Origin of the sequence: Hoyosella sp. YIM 151337 (assembly GCF_026041215.1) — a bacterium.
Taxonomy (GTDB): domain Bacteria; phylum Actinomycetota; class Actinomycetes; order Mycobacteriales; family Mycobacteriaceae; genus Hoyosella.
On sequence record NZ_JAPEIQ010000030.1, the window covers coordinates 84,156 to 108,842 of the forward strand.

Below are 24,687 nucleotides of genomic sequence, written 5' to 3' on the forward strand. Positions count from 1 at the left end.
CGCTGGAAGCACGAGCAACTGTGCGTTCTACTAAATGAACATACTGGCCGCACCATGGAAACAGCGCGCACTGAACTCATGCGTGGGCGAGCACAGAGCGAGCAGTTTTCAGATAGTGCAACTGCTGTATCGCAGAGCTTGGCCCAGCGATCGTATTGCCGCCAGCATAAGTGAACACGGACGAACGGAGGATTCGGGATGATCCAGAATCACGCTGATCCGGAGGTGCTCCAGGCCTCCGAGCTCACGGAACTGGACGCTGCCTCAGCGCGATTGGAAGACGATGCCCTGACCTTCTTGCGCAACTTCATTCGGTGTCCCACTATCAGCGGTGAGGAGGGCTGCGCACAGCCGTTCCTGACCGACTGGATGCGGCGAGTTGATTGGGAGTTCGATGTTCAGTCTTTGAAGGAGACCACCGCAGCAGCCGAAGGCACCCTGTGTGACGTCGACCGATTAGACCAGCGTCAAAACATCATTGCGTGGCCACTCGCACGAACAGGCAAGCCGATCGTTGTGATCAACGGCCATGTCGATGTCGTACCACCCGGTGATTTATCAGCCTGGTCAACTGCCCCATTTGCGGCCACACACCGCGGAGGTCACACGATCGGTCGCGGAGCCGTAGACACAAAAGGCGGCATAACAGCCGCAGTGTTCGCGCTCGAAGCCCTCCGCAGGTCACGCGCCGAATTGCCGTTCGATGTCGCACTCGTACTCGTGGCCGGCGAGGAGACTTCAGGCGTCGGCACGCAAGCGAGCTTCGAGATCATTCCCCAGCCCAGCCGCGCGATTGTGCTGGAGCCAACTGGCGGCGCTGCAAGCCCAGTGAGCACAGGACTGCTCTTCCTCACCATCGAAGTGGCTGGGCTTTCGGCGCACACTTCCGCTCCGTGGCGGGGGCAGGATGCTTTTGTCCATTTAGTGCGCATTCACGATGCGCTTTCTGAGTTGGCGGGTGAGCGAGCCCGCAGGTTCCGGACCCCGTTCTACCAGCATGTTCCGTCAGCAGTGCCGTTCACGATGGGAACGGTGCGCGCCGGCACGTGGCGCGCCGCAGTACCCGACCACGCGACGATGTCCGGCCGCTGGGGTATCGCTCCCGGCGAGGACCCTTCGGCTGTGCGAGATGAGATCGAGGCGCTGGTGCACCGCGCCGATCAATCAGCCGGGTGGGAACGGCCGTCGAAAATCACGTGGGAACGCACGATCACCGGATGGGCAACGGACTCATCTGATCCCCTGGTTTTGTCAATCGACACAGCGATCAGCGCGGTCGCGGGAACTTCGCGGCTGATCGGACTTACCGCCGGTTCAGATGCAGCCCAATACGGGGAGCGATCGATACCCACCGTAGTTTTCGGTCCCGGGGAAATGGCGATGGCGCACAGTCCAGACGAAGCACTGGCAGACAGCGACCTGTTTACCGCATCGAAGGTTCTCACCCGGACTCTTATCGGTTTGGCGCGAAGGTGGACGATATGAGCGAACCCAACGTGACGACGACGCTGCAGACCTTGTCGCGAGGTCTAGCCATGCTGGAGGCGATCGCGGCTGCAGATGGCGCTGCAACAGCGAAAACACTGAGCCGAGCACTGGGGTTGCAGAAGAGTACTTGCTACCACTTGTTGAGGACGCTGCAGCACGAAGGATTCATCGTCCGGCTGCCGCACGGCACGTATGCGGTGGGTGGCCGGGGAGCACGCTTAGGCAGAGCGGTCGTCCAGCGAACCGGCCCGGACCCTGCTGTCCTCTCTGCGATGCTCGCGCGGCTGCAGCACGTGACGCGCGAGACGGTGTACATCTCGGGATGGCGTCACGGCATTATCGCGCTTCAAGAGTGGATCCCTGGGCCGCGGATGCTGAGCGTCGGCAATCTGGACATCGGTTACACGGGCAACCTGCACGCACGTGCCTCGTGCAAAGCGATCCTTGCGCATCTGCCTCCTTCTGAAGCCGAAGCGATGCTGCCAGGCGGCCACTACGAAACGCTAACGGCCAACACGATTTGCACCTGGCCTGAGTATGCGTCCGAGCTCATGCGGGTGAAGAAACAGGGTTACGCCGTTGATGATGAAGAGTTCGAAGCCGGAGTCATGTGCATCTCCTCAGCATTCTTTGGCGCCGACGGTACACCTGCTGGAGCTTTTACGGTGGCGGCCCCCGCGAGCCGAGCTCGTACAGACATGACTTTTCTCAGCACGCGAGTCCGCGACACTGCGGACAGAGCTACCGCGTTTCTCCGGCTCGAGGCCACACGGCTCCCCATCTCGCCGGGAACAGCCGATACTGCGTGAGCTTTCGCACGCCCACGCCTCCACCCAGCAAAGGACAGCAATGGTTTTCGATGACCTCGGTGCGTTCGAACAGATGCTTCGAATTAGAGCACTGGAGGAAGAGATACTCCGTTTACGAATGAATGGTGACGTCGTGGGATCCGTTCACCTGTGCATAGGGCAAGAAGCGATTTATGTCGGCGGTGCTGCCGCACTTGACCTTTCGAGGGATGCGGTGTTTCCCACTTACCGAGGCCATGGTTGGGCGTTAGCCCTTGGCGCGTCACCCCATTCGGTCCTCGCAGAACTACTAGGCCGACAAACAGGATGTAACGCGGGGCGCGGCGGGTCCGCGTACTTCTCCACGCCCGACCACAACATGTTCGGCGAGAACTCGATCGTCGGTGCTGGCGCGCCTATTGCCGCAGGAGCCGCCCTCGCCGCGACTTTCGACGGCTCTAACAGGGTCGCCCTCGCGTCCTTCGGAGATGGGGCACTGAATCAGGGCGCGGTGCACGAGGCGATGAATTTCGCGGTTATCAGAAGACTGCCGGTGATCTTTCTCGTGGAGAACAATCACTACTCAGAAATGACGCCGATCAGGGACATGGTGAAGAACGACGTGCTGTATAAGCGCGCCGGAATTTACGGCTTCACGGGAACACGGATTGACGGAAACGATCCTGCCGAGGTCCACAAGTCTGTGGCACGCGCCGCCCACCACGCCAGATCCGGCCGCGGCCCCGTCCTCATCGAAGCTATGACGCAACGCCTCGTGGGTCATTACATCGGTGACGCCCAGCACTACCGGCCCGATGGCGAAATTGACGCGGCCAGACTAGACGATCCCATTGCCCGCTCGGAACGCAGACTCGCTGGCCTACTTGGCCAAGCACGACTCGACGAAATCCGCTCGAAGGTGGAGGAAGAGATCAGCGCCGCTTCCAGCCAGGCTCTCGCAGACCCCCTCGCCGATCCCACCGATGTTCTGGAGCATCTCTATGCCGAACTCTGATCGTCCCGAAGCGACGAAGAACCTCACCTACGCTGGCGCGGTTAACGAAGCGCTGAAGCGACTCCTCGAGACGGATGAGCGCACGCTTGTGTTTGGAGAAGACGTAGCTGCCCCCGGCGGGGTTTTCGGAGTAACCAAAGGACTGCAACGCACGTTTGGAGAAAGGGTGTTTGATACCCCGATATCCGAATCGGCGATACTTGGCGGCGCAGTCGGAGCAGCGATGTTCGGGCTCCGCCCGATCGTCGAAATCATGTGGGCAGATTTCACGCTCGTCGCGCTCGACCAACTCGTTAATCAGGCAGCAAACGTCCGGTACGTTTCCAAGGGCCGACTTCAGGCCCCCATGACAGTGCGAACTCAGCAAGGCAGCGCGCCTGGCGCCTGTGCACAACACTCGCAGAGCCTTGAAGCCTTCTTCGCGCACGTCCCCGGGTTACAGGTCTGTATGCCCGCTACCGCTCAAGATGCCTACGACCTGCTGATCAGCTCCGCATCCTCGCCGGATCCCGCCATCGTGATTGAGAACCGCACGCTGTACCACGGCCCAAAAACCGAGGTCGTCCTCAACAGGCCCGCGCAACCGATCGGGCGCGCGGTTACCCGGCGGCCTGGGACCACGATGACGGTCGTGACCTGGGGTGCACTGCAGCACAAGGTGTTCGAAGCAGCCACCGAACTCAGCAACCACGGCATCGAGCTTGAAATCATCGATGCACGCTGGCTGCGTCCCCTTGACACCACAGCAATCATCGAGTCGGTCAGCCGCACCGGGCGGCTCGCTGTCGTCCATGAGGCTCACACCTTCGGCGGATTGGGTGCCGAGGTCGTTGCCGCAGTCGTCTGTGCTGGGGTCCATTTGCATCAGCCTCCACTCCGCATCGGCACCCCCGACGCGCGCATACCCGCCGCGCCGAGCCTGGTCGCACATCTCGTGCCGAGCACCGGTCACATAGTCCAGACTCTGCGGTCCGCCATCAAGACGGAGAGGCCGGTCTTCGTATGACAGCCACCGAGCCGCAGACTAGACGCGACTCAGCTACGGCGATGCCCGTATTCGCGCCACTGTTTACCGCTGGCACGGAATCCGTCACCGTCAGATGGCTCAACCTCACATACGACATCGACGCGGACCTCGCGCGCGAGATTCTCCCTTCCTGCCTTGACGTGCCCCCGCGGCCCGAAGCCGGGCTGTGGCTGGCCGAGTTCATAGAGGCCGAGTTCCGAGGAGAAAGCGGCGCCATCGAGCGGCGGCCTAATTACATGCAAGGTGGTGTGTCTATCCAGTGCGCCAAGGCGGGTGAGCTAGGCGCCTACGCGCTTGAAACCTTCGTCGAGGGCCTCAACCATGGCATTCTCGGCCGAGAACTCTTTGGTTTGCCGAAAAAGCAGGCGCAGCACGTGCGGGTGGATGAGCGAAGCAACCGAGTCGAGTTCGCGATCACTACCTCCGACAGCACGCTACTTCTCGAGGGCACCGCGCATTTCGCTGCGGCGGGGCCCGTGGATGAAAGCGTCGCCCCATACTGGTTCGAACAGCACTACACAATCAAGGCGATCCCCAGCGCGGAGGGAAACGGCTTCGACATTAGCCGACTCGTTCGTATCCCATGGCAATTCTCAACGCAAGCTCCGGTGAGCTGCGGAGAAGCGCAATTACATTGGGCTAGAACGCCTTCCGACCCATTGTACCTTCTGGCGCCGCAGTCTTCCATCAAAGCTCGCTACGGGCACGGTCGCCTGGACATCGCCTACGGCACATATCTTGACGAAATCACACATTTCCCCACTTTCGGCACACCCAGTTGGTGATCGAGGAGACCCCATGCCACCTGAGCAAACTATGCGCGCCTTGGTCCACGCAGGCACTCCAGGGCCAGACGGACTCCGGATACTTAATGTCCCAACACCTAAACCGGCAGCTGATGAAGTGCTCATCAAAGTACTCGCGGCTGGCCTGAACCGCCACGAACTCTTCGTCATCAACAGCCATGACGACGACCAACCCCGCATCGTCGGTGCGGACGCCGTCGGGACAGTCTGCACGACAGGCGCTGACGCTGATCCGGACGTGGTGGGCCACACGGTGCTGATCAACCCTTGTCTGGGGTGGGACAACACCGAAGATGTACCCGAAGTACCCACCATCCTCGGTGGGCCAATACAAGGAACGTTCGCCGAGTATGTGTGCGTACCAGCCCGCAATGTCCACGCAATCCCCCAGCACCTATCGCTGGCGGAGGCCGCCGCGCTGCCACTCGCCGCGCTCACCGCATACCGAGCGCTATTTACACAGGGACACGTTAAATCCGGAGACCACGTAGTCATCACCGGAGCGACCGGCGGAGCAGGGGTTATCGCGTTGGCAATGGCCGCCGCTGTCGGCGCAGAAGTGACGGTCATAACGCGGCATACAAGCAAGGCAGCTCAAGCGAAGGCGATCGGCGCTGCACATGTTGTCGCGGGAACGAACGACTTTCATACCGAACTGCACGCACCTGCAGACGTTGTGCTCGACAGCGTCGGCGCCGATACCTTCGCTGCCGCTGTCAGTAGTGTCCGCCCAGGCGGAAGAGTCGTGAGTTTCGGTGCGACAAGCACACCGGACGTAGACCTGTCACTCCGTGATCTGTTTTTCCGTCAGATTTCCATACAGGGCACATCAATGGGCAGTGCTCCGGAGTTCGAGAAGATGATCGAGTTCGTCACACGCCACCGCATTGCCCCAATTGTTCATGCGGTTTGCCCCCTCGAAAAAGCACCAGATGCATTCCGCGACATGGCTGTTGGGAGTGGATTCGGGAAGACGGTGTTCACTATTGGCGATGGCCAGCTCGCTAGATAGGATGTCAGCCGCCTGCTCGCCGCCTCGTTTTAGTCCAGTACGAGGCGGCGTCTGGCACCTAATACTGTGAGCGCAAATCCGTCAAAAGGTCAGTAACACAGGCAACGTCGTCCGGGCTATTGAAGTAGTGGAAGCCAACGCGAAGACGACCATTGTGCACCGTGGCCTTGATCTTCCTCTGCATTAGTGCATAGTTGACGGCGATTGGATCGAGGTTACCCAGTTCGACGGAAACGATATGGGACGGCGCCCCTAGGGAGGCGTCACGAAATCCCAATACATCTGCGCGTTCAGCAAACGCCGCGGCCAACCGCAGACAATGCTGCTCTACCTGGCCTCTCCCAAGTGAGGCCAGCAGTTTCAGAGCTGACCGGGCACCGATCCACGAGAACCAGGCTGGCGCAGCGTCGCACCGCGACATGTCATCAGCTTGCCGGTATGGCCCGCCGAAGTACCCGACAGGGGGGCCCGTCGTTTTCCAGCTCGGTACGAGCGGAGTCATCTCATCCATCCGGTCCTCACGCACTACCAGCCACGCAGCACCGCGAGGACACAACATCCACTTGTAGCCGTGCACCGCTACGTAGTCAGCATCTAGCTCAGCTAAATCCGTATTGAGCACGCCGAGCGACTGAGTGAGATTAACGAACAGACGTGCATTCTTGTCAGCGCACGCTTGCCGCACCTTCGCGAGATCCACTCGTTCACCGTCGTTAGACAGCACCTCGCTGACTGCGACTAAAACCACATCACTGTCGATGGCCTCAATCAGGCTTTGTGTTCTCGAGACACCTTCGCGACGCCTAGCCACACGCACGCTTGACCGGCCCGTACCCCACCACGGCAGCAGATTGCTCCGAAACTCGTCCTCAGCCAACACAACCACCCCTGCTGGCACCGAGCCGGCCACCGTTGCCGCAGCCTCACTGAGCGAGCTAACTGTTGCAACCATCGATCGGTGCACCCCGATGTAGTTGGCGAAATCAATTCGCGCCTTGTCAGCCGCGGCGTCCCAGTCTGTCCAGCAGAAGTCGCCGTGTAGCCAACCGTGAGCTAGCGTCTCCATTGAACGCGTGACGTCCTGGGAGCCGGGTGGCGCCCCGGGAGTGTCGAGCCACGTAAATCGCTGCAGTGCTGGAAACTTCAGCCGAAAATCTTCTGGCCTCACTTACTCACCGCCACAATTGCGTCAATCTCAACCATGAGGTCCGGAGCAGCCAGCGCGGCCACAGTCGCGGCTGTATGTGCCGGATACAATCCGTCCGGGAACCACCGCTGATACACCTCGGCGCGCGCCGCGGCGAACTGCGCAAACTCGTCTGGCCCCACGAGATACGTGGTCATTTTGACGATCTGCCTGGGTGACGCTCCGATCTCAGCTAGCAGCGTCTCGATGTTGGCAAAGGTCTGGATGGTCTGGTCGAACATGCCTCCCGCTATCGCGCCACCGGGCCGCATACCGATCTGGCCCGACACGAAAACCAGGCTTGCGTCAGGACCGGTTATGGCGAGGTGACTGAACCGCCCGATTGGAGCGGCGACGGATTGGGGTGTGGCATATCGGCAGAATCCATCATTCGCGCCGCTCACCGTACTGATTCTCCAACTGATTGGGGATTAGCTAACGGCTCTTGTGCATGAAGCAATGAGCTCGTCTGGCGACGCCCAGTGCGCAATGAAACGCCGAGCGTCTCGTGCACAACCCAAGCACCAGCCAAACTTATGGCGGCTCCAACCATGAGGTACCAGGATGGCGCGAATGTCGAGCCACTCAAGCTCACCAGCGTGGCTGCCACGAACGGTCCAGCCCCGCCGAAAATCATCACTCCCAGGTTGTATCCGATCGCTAGTCCGCTATACCGCTTTGTGGTTGGGAACAACTCGCAGAACAATGCTGGTTGCGGCGCCAACATCATCGCGTCACCAATAAGGATGAGCACTACACCGGCGATGATGGCGAACAAGGAGCCCTGATGAATCAAAATGAAACCGGGCACCGCGGCGACGAGCACCCACATTGCGCCGGCGAGGATAAACGGACGACGGCCAAACCTGTCACACAACCGCGCGAACACAACCACGAGCGCCACGAGGATCAGCATCGAGACGAGAATCGCACCACGTGCGGCGGCGGTCTCGACACCCAAGGTTTCCGTCAAAAGCGTTGGCAAGTAGATAAGCAGAACATAAGTACACATCGTGGGCGCACACACCAGGGCGGTTACTAAAAGAATTGAGCGCCAATGTTGTTTGATCGCCTGCATCAATGGTGACTTCTCTGGGCCTGCGGCCTCCGCACGAGCCTCCGAAAACTCGGGGCTTTCTTCCAGCTTGAGCCGGATATACAAGCCGATCAGCCCTAGCGGCAGAGCGGCAAGAAACGGTATGCGCCAGCCCCACGACAACAATGCCTCAGGTGATAGCAATGCGGACAAGGCGAACGATGTCGAAGCTGCGACCGCCATTCCCAGCACGATCGTGATTGTCTGCCAACTGCCAAAGAATGCTCTACGACCCGCGGGTGCCGATTCAACCACATAAGCTGCGGCACCCATCCACTCCCCTCCGGCGGACAGCCCTTGAAGGCACCTAAGCAGGAGAATGCAGATCGGTGCCAGAACCCCAATCGACGCGTACGGAGGAACCAGTGCCATCGCGGCCGTGGCGAGCGAAATCATTAGAATGATAGCGGAGAGTGTGACTTTCCGGCCGTATCTGTCGCCTATGTAGCCGAAAACAACGCCACCTAAGGGTCTTACAAAGAAACTTATGCCAAAGACCAAGAAGGTCATCATCATCGCGACAGCAGGGTCATCATTAGGAAAGAACAGGACAGCGAATACCGCTGCAAAATATCCGTAAAGGACAAATTCGTACCACTCGAGGAAATTTCCTATACAGGCTGCAACAATTCCCCGTCGCGCACTCGGTGTGAGTGAATCTGCATCGGCGGGTGGAACTGTTTCCCGTACGTTGGTAGTCGTCATTTCTGCTCCAAGCGTGGATCGACATGATCGTGACACCATTCGTGACCTCGGGTGTCCTTCGAAACGCACTCACGCGTCGTTTATGAAGCGGGCCACCAAAATCGGTGGCTTCACATTGATCCAGGAGACACACTGGCGCAAGCGCACTACGCGAAATGTTCGCCTATTTGAAATTTTGTCGGGCGCTTCGTTGTTCACTTACTGACCCCGCTGACGACGCGGGCGAATAGGGCCGATCCTAAGCGCTCCAGCTCACCGGCCTTAATTCACCTTCCGGCACCGCTCTATCAAGTCGTCTACCCACGTTGCGAGCTCGTCGGCCGGCCTGGACTCCTCGGCCAGCTCCTCCACGAGGTCGGTGTACTCGGACACGATTGCGCGGTACTCGGCGCCAAAGCCCCGGTGGGCGGCGCCCTCGTAGCGGCGATCCAGTTCGATGATGTGTTTGGCGAGGACCGCCGCTCTGGCGTTCAACGACGACTGTGCGTCACCGGCCGCGGCGCGGCTCTGGGCACGCTGCCCCGCGAGCTTCCCGGCGCGGCGCGCACCCAGGTACGCGAGTGCGGAGCCGGCGAGGACGGCAGCGACGGCTGCGAGCGCGATCAGGTAACGCGGCAACGACGGGCTGATGGTGCGCGCGTGGTCTGGCACCGTACCCGCCTTCACGAGCATGTCGTAGTTCACTACGGTGACTTTGAGCGCGTCGAGCGGGCGGTCGGCGAACACGTTGATACCCCGACGGATCATGGACTCAGCGACGAATGCGCGGCCGAACGCGTCAGTACCTTCACCTGGCAGAAGCGAGCAGCCGTAAGAGTTATAGCTGTCGCTTCCCTCCTTGCTGCTCAACAGCAGCGCGAGAGTGCCCTCCGCCGGTCTGCTCACCTGACGACACGCACGGGCAAGGTCTGCGTCCGGCTCAAGGAATGCGACGAAAAGCCTGCGGTTGCCGATGACCTCAGCGGCGGCCTCAGTGTTCAGCTCCACACCAGCGGCGGCATAGATTGAGCCAGACCGCGCCGCGCGCTGCAGGTCGTTGTCGGCGGCCCCGGCTGTCCACAAGGACCACCCCGCGAGCACCATTAGCGCCGCAACAGCGAGGCCGAACGGCGTGCGGAAGAACTTTATGACCCGTGATGCGCTCATAGGTCACTCCCGGCAACATAGTTCCTGGGGCGCAGGTCTTCCCGCCCGAGTTTGCGTGCGGTCTCGTCGAGGTCGTTTTCCGCCTGCCCGATCAGACGCGTGACGTGCGGGCGCGGGAGATCATCATCGATCGCCGAGGACGCGGCTTGCAGCTTCTTGATGCCCCGGACGAGTGACGGATCGTGTGACAGGCCTGAAATCTCAACGGCGAGCGTGTTGAGGAAGGCAAGACGCGCGGGCGCGGTTCGTGGCGGCGGTGCACCCGAACCGAGGATTGGCCGGAGCGACATCGCGAGGAAGACCAGCACGCTGCCCCCGAAAAGCCACGGCAAAGCGGGCAGTGCCACCCGCAGCGGATCAAACGGCTGATACGGGAGCGCGCGGTCGAAGATGCCCGAGTAGCGGATATCCGTGACCCGGTTGAGGTAGGCGTGGAGCACATTCTGCTGCGGGTAGTCCCAGCGACTCAGTCGGCCACCGAATTGCGCGTAGTAGCTCGCGGCGGCGATCTCAGCGAACTCTTCCGCAGCTGGGCCGTGGTATTCGATCCAGGCGCCGTACATCACTACGATTGGCTGACCTGGGAAACGCTCATGTAGCGCGGCGCCGTAGTCCGGCATCGACTCGCCGAACTCCTGGCGCGGGAAGGCCGCCACCAGCAGCTGCGCGTCGGGGAATGCCCAGTTAGCGTTTTCGGGCACTGTTTCCAGTGTCGCGCCGGCGGCGATGTGCGGACGCCCCGCGCTCAGGTCCTCGACGATCGCAGCGAGTTCGGATTCGGTAATCGCGCGTCGATCGAGCAAGTCGATATCCTGCGGGTCTTCAGCGTCTAGCTCCCTCGCGATGAGCGTCACTAGCAGGTTGGTGACGTCGCCCGTTGCGTACTCCGCACGCCACCCGGCGATGGTGTTGTTGACCGCCACGAGAATGCCGCCGGTCACGCTGGTGCCGACTATCTGGATATGGACGCCTTCAACGTCGTCAATCTGGTTCTTCTGGTCCTCGCTCAGCCCCGGGGGCGCCACGAGGATACGAAGGTCACTGTCACCGAGTGCCTCAGAGACGCGCCGTTCGTCCCAATGCGCGACAGAGCCCGGCAAGATCACAATGCGATCCCTATCAACACGTTGCTGAATATCAGCGGTCGACGGGATCTCGTGATCCGTCACTTCATTCGCGTCGCCTTCCATGACCCTGTCCCCATCCGACGGTGACTGCCCGTAGCTGACGTCCACTCCCTGACTTTGACGCTGCGCGACGAGAAAGACGACGAGCACGGCAACAGCGATAGCGAGGAACACCCACCGCACCCACATCAGCCGCTCACGCATCAGCGGCTGCCTGCCACAGTCGGTCGGCGCGCGCAGCACACTCTTTTGCTTCTAATGCGGCCTCGACGCCCCCCTGAGCGGCAACCAGTAGCTCAGCCCGGTGGAACAACTCCTCGGCCTCGGCAATTGAGCGACGGGCGGCGTCCCGGCTGACCGCCGCGCTATCCACCGCCGAGCGCGCGGCCGACCAGGCAGTGCGCCTACGCAATGCATGCTCGCGCATCCGCGGAGCGTAGGCGGCCCCGAAACCCGCAGCCACGATGACAGCGGTACCCACCGCCGCCAGGATCCATTCCACCGCAACCTCCCAATGCTCTTCGGGCATTGTGCCAGGCAGTGCCCCGCTGCGATCAACCGCGCAGCGGTCCGTCCATTGGCTGGGCGCGCGCGAATCTCTTCGCAACGAACCGGACACTCGCCCACGTCAGGCGCATCGTGGCCGGGGCGTATGCCGAAGCCTATTCCCGCCGCAGTTGCGTAATGAGGGTGTGGGTCGAGTGACCTACGACCGGTTGAGAATTTCGGCGCTTTCCAGCAGCGCGCGCAGCGCCGCGCCGAACCGGGCGGCGGGAGCACCGTCCACGATGTTGTGATCGATGCTGATCGTCAGATCGAGGATATCCCTGACCCGGATCTGGCCTTCGACCACACGTGCCTGTTCACTCATTCCCCCCACTGTGACAGTCAGGGTCAGCATCGTCGGCACCCCGATTCCGAACCCGCTGCCGGCACCGAATGCTCCGATTGAGCTGACGGCGACCGTCCCCGTCATCTGATGCAATCGCACTGACCTGCGAGACGCGCGGAAAAACAGGGACGCCATCCCCGGAATTCGGGCGAGCACAGCCAGCCGCTCGAATCGGCGCTCGCTGATGCTGCTCTCCGGCGCGTTCTGCACCGATCGGAGTTCGGCGCTCAAATCAGCGACGGTGCGGTGGTTGGCATTTCGCAGAACATGGCCGACGGGCACCGGACCCTCCGGCGTCTTCCGTTCGACCAACACAGCGAGATCCACGTCGCGGTTGAGGACAAGACGGCCGCGCCAGTCACGGTATGCGTGCACTTCGGGGAAGTCGGCGGCCGCGTGAGCAACGCACGCGCCGACGAACGCGGTCAGCGACAGCGGCGGATCCCAGTCATGCAGCAGGCGACGCGCAGCTGTCACATCAACATCCACCAGGCCGTGCATGAGCGCCATCCGGCGCCCAGCACGAATCGCACCCGTCACAAACCGCCGCGCAGGCGGGAACCGCCGAAACTCGACCTGACGCGTGGTGCCCATATCTCAGTCCAACAGACTCAGCGGGGTGCCGAGCAGGGGATAAAGTCACATCCAGAGGCCCACTCTGCCTCATTCTCGTTGCGAGGAGGGCCCATGGACTACCGGATCACCCCAGCTGACCGACTTGCACTGCCCAGCTCTTACACGGCGCAGCGACGGCAACTCGGCTTCACGCGGGAAGACTCGAGCCGACCGTTCGCCCATTATTTTCACTCCGAACCCCGCCCGATTCAGGAACATGTGCGTGACGCGCTGACCAGCGGTCCTTCGCCCGCAGACTGCGGCTACGAGATTGACGACGCGGTGGCCCGGCTCGCTGCACCGGGTTACCACCGCATGGAGACGGGCTGGACTCGTACGGAACGCGGCACGCTCGTGGTCAGCTGCCTGACCAACATGCCTGACGTGACCGCCGACATGTGGGACTGGTGGTTTGGCTGGCACTCCACGGACAGTGCTCGGTACAAGCTTTGGCACCCTCGCGCGCACCTGTTCGCCACCATAGGGGAGGACCGCAGCGGCGACCGCACGCTCAGCGACCGACAGCGCTACATCAACAACGTCTCGTACGTTGACGAATACGTGGGGAAGGCGCTCACACGCCTGGCTATTCGGTTCGTTGACCCTTCCAAGGCTGGCTTTGCCGAGCGACCTGGCGTCACGCACATTTGTGCGCGTGTAGGGACCAGCGACCTGCCGGTCGCGGGCGGATGGCTCGTCCACCAGGTCCGGCCCACCGATCATGGCAGCGAGATGCGGTCGCGCTTCTTCCTCGGCCATGCCGAGGTACTCCCCGTCCCCGCCCAGTCTCTTTCTAAGCCCCTGGCCGCGCGTGTCCTGACAAGTCCGGTGGGACGGGTGATGCTGCGGCCGTCGGTGTCGGCAATTGGGCGCTACCGGACGCGTGACCAGTTCGGGCGAGCCTTGCTGGAGCATTGCGCGACCGAGATGAACCATCTCGCCGGTTTTCTGCCGGACTTGTATGCCGAGTTCCGTGGCACCCCTTGACAGCGTCCTCAATGGCTTTGGCACTCACGGTGCGGTGGTCGGCGCGGCACCCTGTATCCCGAGCACTACCGCGACCGCAGTGGTGATCCGCGCGGTCCATGAGGTTTCGACCGTTCCCGTTCGTGCTCGTTCCGCAACATAGCTGCCGACGATCATGTCGATTACTGTGTCTGGGTCAGCGTCGCTGCCGGTTTCGGCTGCCAGCGCTTCGATTTCGGCTGCTATGGGCGCACGTGCGGCAGTGAGGAGTTCGCGAAACAACGCCGCGAAATCTGGATCTTCTTCTGTCAGCAGCGCCGCCACTCCTCCGAGACCGATGCCGGAGTCAATCACATCGACCGACTGTGTCACCACCCCCGCGAGCCGATCGGTCTTCGACAGACCTGAACGAGGCGGCCCCTCTGCGGTCAGCGACGTCAGAGCGTCACGCAGTAGCTCCGACCGATCGCGGTACCGGCGGTAGATCGTTGTTTTGGCTACTCCGGATTTCTGGGTCACCCGCTCAATCGTCACCGCGCCGGGTCCAGCCTCACGCAGCAGGTTCAGCGCTGCGGCAGCAATCTTCGCGTCGGTGCCCGTGGGCCGCTTTGGGTGCGCATCCATACGAACAACGCTACACTAAACGTATCGATACGCTACGCGTAGCGTTGCACTACTGCGAAAGGAGTTCTCTTGCGTTCCGCTTTTCGACGAATGCCCCTACCTGAAATCGGGTACGTCCTGCTGCTAATTGGTTTCGTCGGCCTCGGAGGTTCTGTCGCAGCCCTGGCGTACGACAGCTGGATCACACCGTGGGCCGCTGCGGCCATGCTCATCGCGTTCGGGCTGAGCGCCGCATGTTTCTTGTTACGACGCGCGGACAACAAAACACCTGGCGCTGAGGCTGGTTTACCGCTGCATCCCCTCGCGGTTCGCGAAATCAGCCAGGCCAGCCGCGACGCGTACCGTGACCGGTACTGTTCCACAGCTCCTTGATCACCGGTGTCGCCGCGAACTCCGCGCGGGCGATCGAGCGCCTGTGCACCTGATCGGGGCCGTCGGCGATCTGCAGGTAGCGGGCCTGCGCATACAACACGGGGAGGATGGTGTCCTGCGACAGGCCCGCACCGCCGAAGATTTGTATTGCGTCGTCGACGATCTGTTTAACCGTAAGCGGCACCATCACTTTCGCGGCAGCGATGTCATGTCGAGCAGCCTTCGCGCTCTCCGTATCCATCCGCCAGGCAGCGCGCAGCACGAGTAACCGGGCCGCGTCGAGGTGGATGCGGGCATCGGCGACGGTCGCCTGAACTACTCCCTCGTCCGCGAGCGGCTTACCGAATGCGACACGGGTGCGGGCGCGTTCGGTCATAAGCGCGATGGCGCGCTCGCCCATACCTATCAACCGCATGCAGTGGTGGATGCGGCCAGGGCCAAGGCGCGCCTGCGCGACAGCGAAGCCCTTCCCTCTCGGTCCGAGAAGGTTCGCCTTTGGCACCCGCACCCGGTCGAAGACGACCTCACCGTGACCACCTTCGTGCCGGTCGGTGAAGCCGAGCACGGTGGTGGACCGCGTGATCGTCAGTCCCGGAGTGTCGATGGGAACGAGGACGATGCTGTGTCGGCTACCGACGGGAGCGTCAGGATCTGTGATGCCCATGACCAGCGCCACCTGACAGTCGTGGCGCAATGCGGCCGTGGACCACCATTTGCGTCCGGTCAGCACCCAGTCATCCCCGTCCTCGGTGATTTCCAGCCGCACGTTGTTCGCGTCTGAACTCGCGACTTCAGGTTCGGTCATCGAGAAGCATGACCGGATTTCTCCCTGGAGAAGCGGTTCGAGCCACTCCTGCTTCTGCTCGTCACTGCCGTACTGGTGGAGGAGCTCCATATTTCCGGTGTCCGGCGGATTGCAATTGAACACCTCGGGGGCGATCAGTGGACTCCAACCGGTCAATTCCGCGAGCGGCGCGTATTCGAGGTTTGTTAGGCCTGCCCCCTCGCGGGTGGGCAGGAAGAGATTCCACAGACCTTCGCGCTTCGCCGCGGCTTTCAGATCCGCGACGATTGGCGGCGCGCCCCAGTGATCTGGTTTAGCCGCGAGCTGCTGCTCAGCAATCGTCTCGGCGGGCAGCACCCGTTCCTGCATAAATGTGGTCAGGCGTTCTTGCAGGTCTCGTACCTTGGGACTGTATTCGAAATCCACAATCGGTGGCTTCCCCTCGTTATTGTGTCGCGCGGTGTGGTGGAGGTCCCAGTGGCTCAGTTCGCTGTCGAGTTGCCGACTACCTGGCTAGCCAATTCGACAAGCGCGGAGCGATAAATGTCCGAGATCGCATCCGCGAGGCCGGGTTCACTCTCCGGAGATGTGGATGCGAACTCTGCGCTCCACACCACTTCTGTTCCGTCGGGGTGACCGTTGACGGTGAAAGTCGAGGTATAGAACGTCAGTGGCAGCGGCCCGGTGACATACTCGTATGTGTAGCTTCGCTGGGAATCGCTGTGTTCGACGATCCGCTCCGTTGCCTCCCCGCCTCCGTTGGCAAAGGTGGCGTACCTGAGATCGCCGCGCTGGTGGGAGTTTTCCAGCGCAGGAATCCATTCCGCGACGTTCGCAGTGTCCCCGCCGACTTTCCACACCTCGTCCGGTGCTGCACTGATGACGATGGTCTCGACAACTTGCATGCCGATGTCCTTCCTAATTGTCAGTCGTGGGAAATGAGCAGATCAGTTAATCGGCGGACCTCCTGCGCCCCAATGCCGTGGTCTTGGAGCAGTGCAAGGACACCGCCGTATCGCCGGTCGATGTTGCCGAGGAAGCGCTCCATCGCCTCAGCGGGCGCGGTCCATGCCGCCGATGGGTAAAGGTCGGCTGCGGCACCGTAGGACGCCATCTGCCGCAACCGGCGCATGGAGGCGACAATGTCATCAGGAGCGGCGGCGTAGTCGGCAACGATGTCAGACCGACGCACCCCGATCGTCTCCAGGAGCAGCGCAACGGCAACCCCGGTCCGATCCTTGCCGACGGTGCAATGGACCAGGACCGGCAGCACGTCCGGCTCGAGAAGCCGAGCGAGCAGCGACACTACTCCCGCAGCGTCCCTGGAAAGGTAATTCATATACAAGGTGACCAGCGGGTCTTCGTCCTCCATCGGCGCAACAGCCGAATCCGCGGCTACACGGTCGCCAATGCTGAACGGGTGCGAATAATGACGAACCCGCAACTCGTCGAGCGGTCCTCGCCCTTCCACCTCTACCTCAAGAGGTAGCCGTAGATCGATGGTCGAGCGGAGCCCGGTATCGGAAATCAAGGCACGTGCCGACTCACCATCGAGAAACTGTGGCGTCCCGCTGCGGAAGAGGATCCCTCGCCGAACACGCCCACCATCGTGGGTGCGCAGGCCGCCGACATCCCGGAACCCGAGAAGACCTGCGTAGGTGGCAGTCATGACTGTGTCGACAAGATCGTGACGACACACGCGTTGCCATCCATTCCTGCGGCGCCACCACCCATCGTCTCTACGAGCCCCACGCGATGCCGGTCAACCTGTCGCGGTCCTGCTTGTCCACGGAGTTGCCAGGCGATTTCCGCAAGCTGCGCCATACCCGTAGCACCGAGCGGATGCCCTCGTGAGAGCAGGCCACCGCTCGGGTTGACCGGTTGGGCGCCATCGCGGGTGGTGTGCCCGGAGGGTGCGAGCTCGGCACCCTTGCCGCGGGGTGCGAGCCCGAGCGCTTCGAGGGTGATGATCTCTCCAATAGTGAAGGCATCGTGTACTTCGAGTACGTCGATTTCTTGGGGTGTACGACCAGCCTGGTCGAATGCCTTTTGCGCGGCTCTGCTGACGCTCGCGAATCCCCAGACGTCCTCACTGCGCTGGTCCCAGAGAGCTCCCGAGACCATGGCGGAAGCTTCAATCCGCAGATCGCTGCGGTTGCCGCGGTCGCCACCGACGATGGCCGCGCCAGCACCGTCACTGGTGGGGCAACATTGCAGGAAGGTCAGCGGCTCAGCAATCATGCGCGAGTCGAGCACTTCCTGAATCGTCGGCACCGAGTCACGCAACTGCGCACGGGGATTGTCCATCCCGTTTCGTTTGTTCTTCACCGCGACGGCGGCGAGCTGTTCCGGGGTAACACCGAACTCGCCGACGTACCGCTGCGCTTGCAGCGCGTACAGACCGGGCAAAGGCAGCGACGCAGCACCTTCCGGGTCAGTCGCTTCAGGCACTATGGCCCCCGAAAACAAGGTTGACATCTGATCGACGCCGAGCACCAGCACACAATTGAATCTGCCGTACCGCACCGCCTCGACTGCCTCGTGGTAGGCACTTGTGCCGCTCGCACAAGCATTTTCGACGGTCCACATCGGCACCGAGGGGATCCCCAGCCCGCGCTGAACCCGGGTAGCCACCCCGGGTGGGCCGAACACAGATCCCACGATGATCGCGTCGATTGCGTCCGGCCGGATGCCAGCGTCCGTAACTGCCTCGGCCACCGCGGTCCACGCGAGCGACTCGACACGCTGTTCCGGGAAGCGGCCGTACGATGAGGTACCAACTCCCCATAACATCGCCTGGTTCATTTACTGCACCTCCGCGTCAGCGACAGTAGCGATAAGGTCACCATCGTCTGTTCCCGTGATCTCAAGTCGCGCACCGAGTTTGATCGCAGCTGGTTTATCGAGGTGAACAAGCACCCTGGGGCCGTCATCAAGGTCGAGGTACGCCAGCCCGAAGGGTGGCCGCCGAGTACCCACAGGGATGGTGACCACCGTCGATGACCATGCCGTGCCGGCACGGGTGAAACGAGCCGGTTCGGTCGCCCCGTAACATGCCGGGCACCACGGAAGATGCTGTTGCGCGGTCGGGTAGCGGCACACCGTGCATCTCGACCCAAGCACCGCATCACCATCGAGAACTGGCCGGGGATCCGCGACGGGCAAACCGCCCACCGCGGAGCCTGCACGCCGCTTGGTCGGGCGGCCTACGCCCAATTCACTCATCGGTGGTTCCCTTCGAGCGTCAGCGAGAAGTCTTCAGCCTCGATATGGAGGTAGGCACCTACCGATGTCTCCACCAATTCCTTGATGTACTTCATCTGCCTGCTCATCGGGGCGAAGTCGCGGTTACGTTGTGGCGTCGCGCGCATAATGTCAATGTCGTTCTCCGGCACGAGAATCCGCAGGAGCAGCTCGTCATCGCTGATCGACTCACCGAACTTCTTCCGCAGTTCGGCCAAGCTCGGCTGCGGTGGCTCCCAGTTCTGGTAGCTCTTCGCCTTGGGCGAGCTCATGATGGTGTCGAGCACATTGGGATCCATCGGCGCGACCGGCTTGCCGTAGAAACCGTGCGCGTAGATCATCACCTCATCGGGCACCACCGAGTAGCGCGATCCTGACACCACATTCAGCACGGCCTGGGTGCCAACCAATTGCGAGAACGGAGTCGCCATGACCGGGAACCCCAGTTCTTGACGTACCCTCGACATCTCATCGAGAACCTCTTCGAACCGGTGCTCCATGCCACGGTCACGCAGCTGCGCCTTGAAGGTGCCCGCCATCCCGCCAGGGAGCTGGTGCCGGTACTGGAACAGTGAGTACTCGGCCGGCTGGCCGACCGGCAGATCCTCGTACTCCGCGACACGCAGCAAGTGCTGCTCGACCGCGGCGAAACGCGACTCGTCGAGATCGACGTCGAAACCTGCGTAGCGGAGGTTCGCCACCGTGTTTTCAGTCGATGGCAAGGACACACCTGCAGCGAGGGGCCTGCTGGCGGTATGTACGCGGTCCGCGCCAGCGAAGACGGCTTCGAGGTAGTTCAGCGGCGCCAAGGCATTGTTGCTGTGGAAATGCACCTCCACTGGCAGATTTCCCGCGGCTCCCTTGATAGCGGCGATAAGCGAGCGCGTCCGTTCGGGAGTGAGCAAACCGGCCGCGTCTTCGAGCTCGATACCGTCCGCGCCGAGACCGGCCAGCTCGCGGGTGCGGTCGGCATAGTACTCGTCAGTGTGATACGGCGTATCGGCGAAGAGAATGCACGGCAGCGCTTTTGCGCCTTCAGCCTGCACAGTCTTTACCAGTCGACCGATCTTATCGATATTGAACAAGCCGTCGTAGATCCAGAAACTGCCGATGCCGTGGGCGCACAGCCGCTGCACCCACAGGTCCATCACACTGTCGGCGGTAAGCCCGAAGGTGACGATTCCGTTGCTGCGAGTTCCGGCACGGACGGTCGTCTTCGGCATGGCCTTGGACAGCGAAATCAGCTGCTCCCACGGATCTTCTTTGCAGTGCCGCACGAGCACCTCGAAGATCGAGCTGCCGGCGAGGTCGATAGTGTGGAATCCAGTGCGGTCCAGCTCGGACGCGATGGGCAGGCCCATATCTTTGCGCAGCCGCATACCCCACCAGCTCTGTGGCCCGTCGCGAAGAGTCTGGTCGACGATATCGATCTTGCGCCGGCTGCCGTCGGCGTTGCGCGGAGCGCTGTCGAGGTAACTCATGAGATCTTCTCCAAATATTCGGGGAGGCCCCGAGAGGCAATCCAATCGGTGGTAACGATGCCGGCCCGGAAGTCCGGATGATTCAACGCGTGGCAGGCGAAGTCGGCCGTGGTCGGAACACCAGTCACGCCGAGCCTCCTGAGGGCGGCAGCCAGTCGATCCGCCGCGACGTCACGGTCGCGGCCGTGTGCCACGACTTTGGCCAGCAGTGAGTCGTAGTAGGGAGTGACGGTGTAACCGGGTTCGCAGTGCGTGTCGACGCGAATGCCGTCACCCCTTGGCGGATCCCAGGTCTGTACGGTGCCGGGGTTGGGTATGAACCCCCGAGCCGGGTCTTCTGTGGTGATCCGGACCTCGATGGCGTGCCCGGTCAAGGTGATGTCGTCCTGGGTGAACCTCAGCGGTTCACCGGCCGCCGAGCGTAGCTGCTCGACTACGAGATCCACACCGGTCACCATCTCGGTGACCGGGTGTTCCACCTGGATTCGCGCATTGAATTCGAGGAACGCGAACTCATGGGTGTCGGCGTCGTAAATGAACTCGACAGTTCCCGCGCTGTCGAGGCCCAGCGCCTCGGCGAACGCTACGCCGCTGCTGCGGATGTTCTGGCGAATCGATTCTGGCAGGTTAGGGGCCGGAGATTCCTCCACCACCTTTTGGTGACGCCGCTGCAAGGTGCAATCTCGTTCACCGAGGTGTATGACCGAGCCGTGCTTGTCTCCGAGCACCTGGACCTCGATGTGGCGGGCGTTGCGGATGAACCGTTCGACGTACAGCCGCCCATCACCGAAGGCAGATTGTGCTTCTGCCGCCGCGGACGGAAAGCGTGCCCGAAGTTCCGCCTCATTCTCAACCACGGACATTCCCCGGCCCCCACCGCCAGCGGCAGCTTTGACCAAAACGGGGTAGCCGAGGTCCGCTGCGGCAGAGACGGCCGCCTCGGTCGAGCTGAGAACCTGCGAACCTGCCAGAACAGGAATGCCGGCTGAGCGAGCTAGCTCACGCGCACGTGCCTTATCACCGGCTTGCGCAACCGCTTCCGGGCGCGGACCGACGAAGGTGAGTCCTTCTGCGACACAGGCGGCAGCAAACTCCGGGCTTTCAGACAAGAATCCGTAACCCGGGTGTACGGCATCGCATCCGGTGCCGAGCGCGGCGGTGAGCACCGCGGGGATCGCCAGGTAACTTTTCGCTGCCGGAGCGGGGCCGATGCACACGGCGCGATCGGCCATCCGGGCGGCAAGTCCATCGCGGTCCACGGTCGAGGTCACAGCTACCGTCTCGATGCCGCTGGCTCGGCAGGCCTTGATTACCCGAACCGCGATCTCTCCACGGTTAGCGACAAGGACTCGCCGCAGGGGCACGTGGGGTGCTGATGGGGTGGTCAGGATGGACGGGCTAACCATCGTTCGGCCTAATCAGGAATAGCAGCTGGTCGAACTCAACCAGCTCCGCGTTGGCGGCGCAGATCTGCACGATCTCACCGCCTTGCGGGGTGACTACAGGGTTCATCAACTTCATAACTTCGACGATCGCGATCTGCTGCCCGGCTTCGACGGTCTGACCGACCTCCACGAACGGCGGCTCGCCGGGGCTCGGGGCCGTCCAGAAAGCGCCCACCGTCTGGGCTCGCACCTCAATGCAGCCAGTGGTATCGCCAGCAGGGGTCTGCGCCGGTGCAGCCGGAGCAGTGGCCGGGCTCGCTGGGCGGACCTCCGGGGCGGTCTGCGCGCTTGAGGGCGCCGGGCTGACTGCGGTGGCAGGTTTAGGCGCGGGAGAACTGGCCACCGGGGCTGAAACCGCAACTCGATCTCTGGTGGCCGGGGGACCGTCCTTGCCGACGGTTACGCGCATGCCGTCGAGTTCGAGGGTCATGGCGGTCCATCCGGACTCTTGGAACGTGCGCAGGATCTCCCGCACCTCGCGATGGGTGACTCGCTCCGGTGTAGTCATGACGTTCTCCTTTGGTGTGCGATCGCAGCGAGCAGCACCGGCAACCGGTGAGTAGTGACGATTGCCTCGACACCCGCGTCCAGAGCGGCACGCACGCCGTCCGGGGCGCAGAAGAGCGCTCCCCGCACGGTTTTTGTCCCGGGCGGGATGTCGGGCAGTTGCTCACCAAGTTCTTCAGCCGGGATCATGTCCGCATCGAATACCGGCTCGACTGCGACGTTGGTGCCTACCTGCACCGGCGTCCGGCTCTCGGCCCACTCAGTGAGGCGTCGCAGATCGTCGTCCTCGCTTTCCGCGACTGCCGAGGTCGCTAACTCACCGGAGTAGACGCGGCCGGTGGTGGCGTCGACCGTCACGGTGCGGCCAACTAAGCCCGTCACTGTGCCCGCACCGCATCCGACAACGCATGGTGTGTCGAGCGCGCGGCTCACCACGGCAGCGTGCGAGGTGGCACCACCTTGCTCGGTGATCACCGCGGCAGCCGCGATCATGCCGTGCACGTCTTCCGGGCTGGTCGACTTGCGAACCAGAATGCAGCCTGGGCTGGCTTGCGCTGCCTCTGGGGTGTCCACGACGAGACCTGAGGCGACACCGGGACTAGCGGGAACACCGGTCGCGAGGACTTCTGCGCTGTCAGCGGCACCCGGAGCAATCTCCGGCCGCAACAGGGTGCGGACCTGCTCAGCGGTGACTCGAGAAACAGCCTCATCCGGCTCGATGACACCCTCGTCGACGAGTTCGACAGCGATGCGCACCGCAGCGCGAGCTGTGCGCTTGGCTGGCCGGGACTGTAGCAGGAACAGCTCACCGCTTTGGACGGTGAACTCAATGTCCTGAGCATCTCGGCCCTCACGATCAAGGCACTCGGCGGCTTCGAGCAGTTCGTCGTGCACCGTCGGCCAGCGAGCGGCCAGATAGGACAGCGGTTCCGGAGTCACCCGGCCGGAGACAACGTCCTCTCCCTGCCCTCCGGGGAGGTATTCGCCGTAGGGTTCCCGGGTGCCGTCGACCGGGTTGCGAGTGAAAAGAACTCCCGTACCGGATTTGTCGTCGAGGTTGCCGAAGACCATCGCCTGAATGGTGACGGCGGTGCCGAGGTCGTCAGGAATCCCATAGTGCTTGCGGTAAGCAAGGGCACGCCGGGAGCGGCTCGACTGGAATACCGCCGCTACCGCCGCGCGTAACTGCTCCCATGGATCCTGCGGAATGCTCATGCCGACGTCATCGGCGATAACCGCCCGCACGGCTGCAGTGTCGGTCAGCTCATCGAGCTCTTCGGTACAGCCGAGCACCAGCCGCCCGTAGAACCCGGCAAACCGGCGGTGCACCTCTGCGGCGAAGTGAAGATCGCCACTTTCCGCTTCCAACGCGGCCTCGACCTCGTCGTTACACCCGAGATCGAGGATCGTGTCCATCATGCCGGGCATGCTGACAGCTGCGCCGGACCGCACCGACACCAGCAATGGGCGTTCGCTACCACCGAATGTACGGCCCAGTTCCGCTTCCAGAAAGCGGATTCCCGTCACCAATTCCTCGTCCAGCCCCTCGGGGAGGCGGCCGTCGGCGAAGTAGGCCTTGCAGGCGTCAGTGGTGACGACAAAGGCAGGAGGCACCCGCAGACCAAGCGACCGCATGCGCCACAGACTCCACGCCTTGCCGCCAACCAGGTCACGGCTCGGCTCGGCTTCGGCGGCATCCGGCACCACCACCCAGCGCAAGCTCGTCGCGGTGCTCATTCGGGACGCTCCCTTCCGGTCAGACGGAGAATGTGCTCGTGCATCTGGAACCACACGGTGTGCACCGAGTCGACCCGCACACCGCTGACGTAATCCGTCTCGCCACCTTCCGCGCGAGTAAGGGCGGCACCGATCCGGTCGAGGAATCGATCAACCAGCGGATCCGCATCGGCCAGCGGCCGCAGGACTTTGTCAGTCTTCTCGTGCACACGGCCGAGCTTGTTGATGATTTTGGCGTCGTAGTCGGGATCACCGTGGTCGTTGGGGACCCGTTCACCATCGACCTCAATGGTTTGCCAGTCAGTGGTAAGTGCCAGCACCTGCTTGTTCACGCCGGTTTCGAACGAGTCCATCGCGTCGGTGATGGCGGGGTTCGAGCGCAGTGCTCCGAAGGCTCGCGGATAGACACCGTCGAGGAATTCGCGGCCTGCAGGTGTGATCATGTAGCTACCGCGCGCTGATATGACAGCACCTTCGACTACGGCCTTTTCTAGCGCCGTCTCGACATCGGTAACCGGCAGTCCATTGATCTCGCCGAGCTGCTCGGCAGAACCTAACTGCCGCAAGGTGAGGGTATGTACGGTGAGTTCGTAGGGGTCGAGCATGATGGGTCCTTAAGGTTTGT

The 24,687-nt window shown here is 62.3% G+C and carries 25 protein-coding genes; 7 read left to right on the forward strand and 18 right to left on the reverse strand.

What is annotated here, in order from left to right; genetic code table 11:
- The first annotated feature begins 198 nt into the window (after positions 1-198).
- From ONR57_RS15375 to ONR57_RS15400, 6 genes are read left to right on the forward strand one after another with little or no spacing between them, the layout of a single operon-like run.
- On the forward strand, positions 199-1,485 hold the full coding sequence (locus tag ONR57_RS15375; protein ID WP_265124399.1) for a M20 family metallopeptidase: 1,287 nt from the start codon (positions 199-201) through the stop codon (positions 1,483-1,485).
- Positions 1,482-2,297: an IclR family transcriptional regulator gene (locus ONR57_RS15380; RefSeq protein ID WP_265124400.1), complete on the forward strand. Its 816-nt coding sequence runs from the start codon at positions 1,482-1,484 to the stop codon at positions 2,295-2,297. The genes ONR57_RS15375 and ONR57_RS15380 overlap by 4 nt, the downstream gene beginning before the upstream one ends.
- 40 nt (positions 2,298-2,337) lie before the next feature.
- Positions 2,338-3,291 (forward strand): thiamine pyrophosphate-dependent dehydrogenase E1 component subunit alpha, encoded by a 954-nt coding sequence (locus ONR57_RS15385; protein ID WP_265124401.1) that lies wholly within the window; start codon positions 2,338-2,340, stop codon positions 3,289-3,291.
- The gene (locus tag ONR57_RS15390) at positions 3,278-4,297 is read left to right on the forward strand and encodes an alpha-ketoacid dehydrogenase subunit beta (RefSeq protein WP_265124402.1); all 1,020 of its coding nucleotides are present in this window, start codon (positions 3,278-3,280) and stop codon (positions 4,295-4,297) included. Before ONR57_RS15385 ends, ONR57_RS15390 begins: the two co-directional genes overlap by 14 nt.
- Entirely contained in the window at positions 4,294-5,103 is an 810-nt protein-coding gene (locus ONR57_RS15395; protein WP_265124403.1) for an acetoacetate decarboxylase family protein, read from the forward strand. Before ONR57_RS15390 ends, ONR57_RS15395 begins: the two co-directional genes overlap by 4 nt.
- Positions 5,104-5,116: 13 nt before the next feature.
- On the forward strand, positions 5,117-6,136 hold the full coding sequence (locus ONR57_RS15400) for a zinc-binding dehydrogenase (protein ID WP_265124404.1): 1,020 nt from the start codon (positions 5,117-5,119) through the stop codon (positions 6,134-6,136).
- Positions 6,137-6,194: 58 nt separating this feature from the next.
- Here ONR57_RS15400 and ONR57_RS15405 read toward each other — a convergent pair whose 3' ends face one another.
- The 7 genes from ONR57_RS15405 to ONR57_RS15435 form a co-directional block, all read right to left on the reverse strand.
- Positions 6,195-7,202: an aminotransferase class V-fold PLP-dependent enzyme gene (locus ONR57_RS15405; RefSeq protein WP_265124405.1), complete on the reverse strand. Its 1,008-nt coding sequence runs from the start codon at positions 7,200-7,202 to the stop codon at positions 6,195-6,197.
- Between the two features lie 98 nt (positions 7,203-7,300).
- Positions 7,301-7,726, reverse strand: a complete 426-nt coding sequence (locus ONR57_RS15410; RefSeq protein ID WP_265124406.1) for a RidA family protein — start codon at positions 7,724-7,726, stop codon at positions 7,301-7,303.
- A complete protein-coding gene (locus ONR57_RS15415; RefSeq protein ID WP_265124407.1) occupies positions 7,723-9,123 on the reverse strand; it encodes an MFS transporter in 1,401 nt (466 codons plus the stop codon). The genes ONR57_RS15410 and ONR57_RS15415 overlap by 4 nt, the downstream gene beginning before the upstream one ends.
- Positions 9,124-9,384: 261 nt before the next feature.
- Positions 9,385-10,269 (reverse strand): adhesion protein FadA, encoded by an 885-nt coding sequence (locus ONR57_RS15420; protein ID WP_265124408.1) that lies wholly within the window; start codon positions 10,267-10,269, stop codon positions 9,385-9,387.
- Positions 10,266-11,600, reverse strand: a complete 1,335-nt coding sequence (locus ONR57_RS15425) for a hypothetical protein (RefSeq protein WP_265124409.1) — start codon at positions 11,598-11,600, stop codon at positions 10,266-10,268. Before ONR57_RS15425 ends, ONR57_RS15420 begins: the two co-directional genes overlap by 4 nt.
- A complete protein-coding gene (locus ONR57_RS15430; protein ID WP_265124410.1) occupies positions 11,593-11,925 on the reverse strand; it encodes a DUF6403 family protein in 333 nt (110 codons plus the stop codon). The genes ONR57_RS15425 and ONR57_RS15430 overlap by 8 nt, the downstream gene beginning before the upstream one ends.
- A gap of 177 nt (positions 11,926-12,102) precedes the next feature.
- Entirely contained in the window at positions 12,103-12,882 is a 780-nt protein-coding gene (locus ONR57_RS15435; protein ID WP_265124411.1) for a 2-oxo acid dehydrogenase subunit E2, read from the reverse strand.
- A gap of 93 nt (positions 12,883-12,975) precedes the next feature.
- Between ONR57_RS15435 and ONR57_RS15440 the strand changes: the two genes are divergently transcribed.
- On the forward strand, positions 12,976-13,890 hold the full coding sequence (locus ONR57_RS15440) for a DAPG hydrolase family protein (RefSeq protein ID WP_265124412.1): 915 nt from the start codon (positions 12,976-12,978) through the stop codon (positions 13,888-13,890).
- Positions 13,891-13,914: 24 nt separating this feature from the next.
- Here the strand turns inward: ONR57_RS15440 and ONR57_RS15445 are convergent, their stop codons facing one another.
- The 11 genes from ONR57_RS15445 to ONR57_RS15495 all read right to left on the reverse strand — a co-directional run bounded on the left by ONR57_RS15445 (position 13,915) and on the right by ONR57_RS15495 (position 24,667).
- The gene (locus ONR57_RS15445; protein WP_265124413.1) at positions 13,915-14,493 is read right to left on the reverse strand and encodes a TetR/AcrR family transcriptional regulator; all 579 of its coding nucleotides are present in this window, start codon (positions 14,491-14,493) and stop codon (positions 13,915-13,917) included.
- Between the two features lie 316 nt (positions 14,494-14,809).
- Entirely contained in the window at positions 14,810-16,075 is a 1,266-nt protein-coding gene (locus ONR57_RS15450) for an acyl-CoA dehydrogenase family protein (protein WP_265124414.1), read from the reverse strand.
- Positions 16,076-16,131: 56 nt separating this feature from the next.
- Positions 16,132-16,554 carry an SRPBCC family protein gene (locus tag ONR57_RS15455; RefSeq protein WP_265124415.1) on the reverse strand — a complete coding sequence of 141 codons (423 nt, stop codon included), beginning with the start codon at positions 16,552-16,554 and terminating at the stop codon, positions 16,132-16,134.
- Between the two features lie 20 nt (positions 16,555-16,574).
- On the reverse strand, positions 16,575-17,318 hold the full coding sequence (locus ONR57_RS15460) for a tyrosine-protein phosphatase (protein ID WP_265124416.1): 744 nt from the start codon (positions 17,316-17,318) through the stop codon (positions 16,575-16,577).
- Positions 17,315-18,454, reverse strand: a complete 1,140-nt coding sequence (locus ONR57_RS15465) for a thiolase family protein (protein ID WP_265124417.1) — start codon at positions 18,452-18,454, stop codon at positions 17,315-17,317. Before ONR57_RS15465 ends, ONR57_RS15460 begins: the two co-directional genes overlap by 4 nt.
- Positions 18,455-18,874, reverse strand: a complete 420-nt coding sequence (locus ONR57_RS15470; protein ID WP_265124418.1) for a Zn-ribbon domain-containing OB-fold protein — start codon at positions 18,872-18,874, stop codon at positions 18,455-18,457. It lies immediately after the preceding gene.
- On the reverse strand, positions 18,871-20,373 hold the full coding sequence (locus ONR57_RS15475; RefSeq protein ID WP_265124419.1) for a carboxyltransferase: 1,503 nt from the start codon (positions 20,371-20,373) through the stop codon (positions 18,871-18,873). Before ONR57_RS15475 ends, ONR57_RS15470 begins: the two co-directional genes overlap by 4 nt.
- Complete coding sequence (locus ONR57_RS15480; RefSeq protein ID WP_265124420.1) at positions 20,370-21,779, reverse strand: acetyl/propionyl/methylcrotonyl-CoA carboxylase subunit alpha; 1,410 nt, start codon at positions 21,777-21,779, stop codon at positions 20,370-20,372. Before ONR57_RS15480 ends, ONR57_RS15475 begins: the two co-directional genes overlap by 4 nt.
- Positions 21,772-22,326 carry a biotin/lipoyl-containing protein gene (locus ONR57_RS15485; RefSeq protein WP_265124421.1) on the reverse strand — a complete coding sequence of 185 codons (555 nt, stop codon included), beginning with the start codon at positions 22,324-22,326 and terminating at the stop codon, positions 21,772-21,774. The genes ONR57_RS15480 and ONR57_RS15485 overlap by 8 nt, the downstream gene beginning before the upstream one ends.
- On the reverse strand, positions 22,323-24,062 hold the full coding sequence (locus ONR57_RS15490; RefSeq protein WP_265124422.1) for a pyruvate, phosphate dikinase: 1,740 nt from the start codon (positions 24,060-24,062) through the stop codon (positions 22,323-22,325). Before ONR57_RS15490 ends, ONR57_RS15485 begins: the two co-directional genes overlap by 4 nt.
- Complete coding sequence (locus tag ONR57_RS15495; protein WP_265124423.1) at positions 24,059-24,667, reverse strand: hypothetical protein; 609 nt, start codon at positions 24,665-24,667, stop codon at positions 24,059-24,061. Before ONR57_RS15495 ends, ONR57_RS15490 begins: the two co-directional genes overlap by 4 nt.
- Positions 24,668-24,687: the final 20 nt, after the last annotated feature.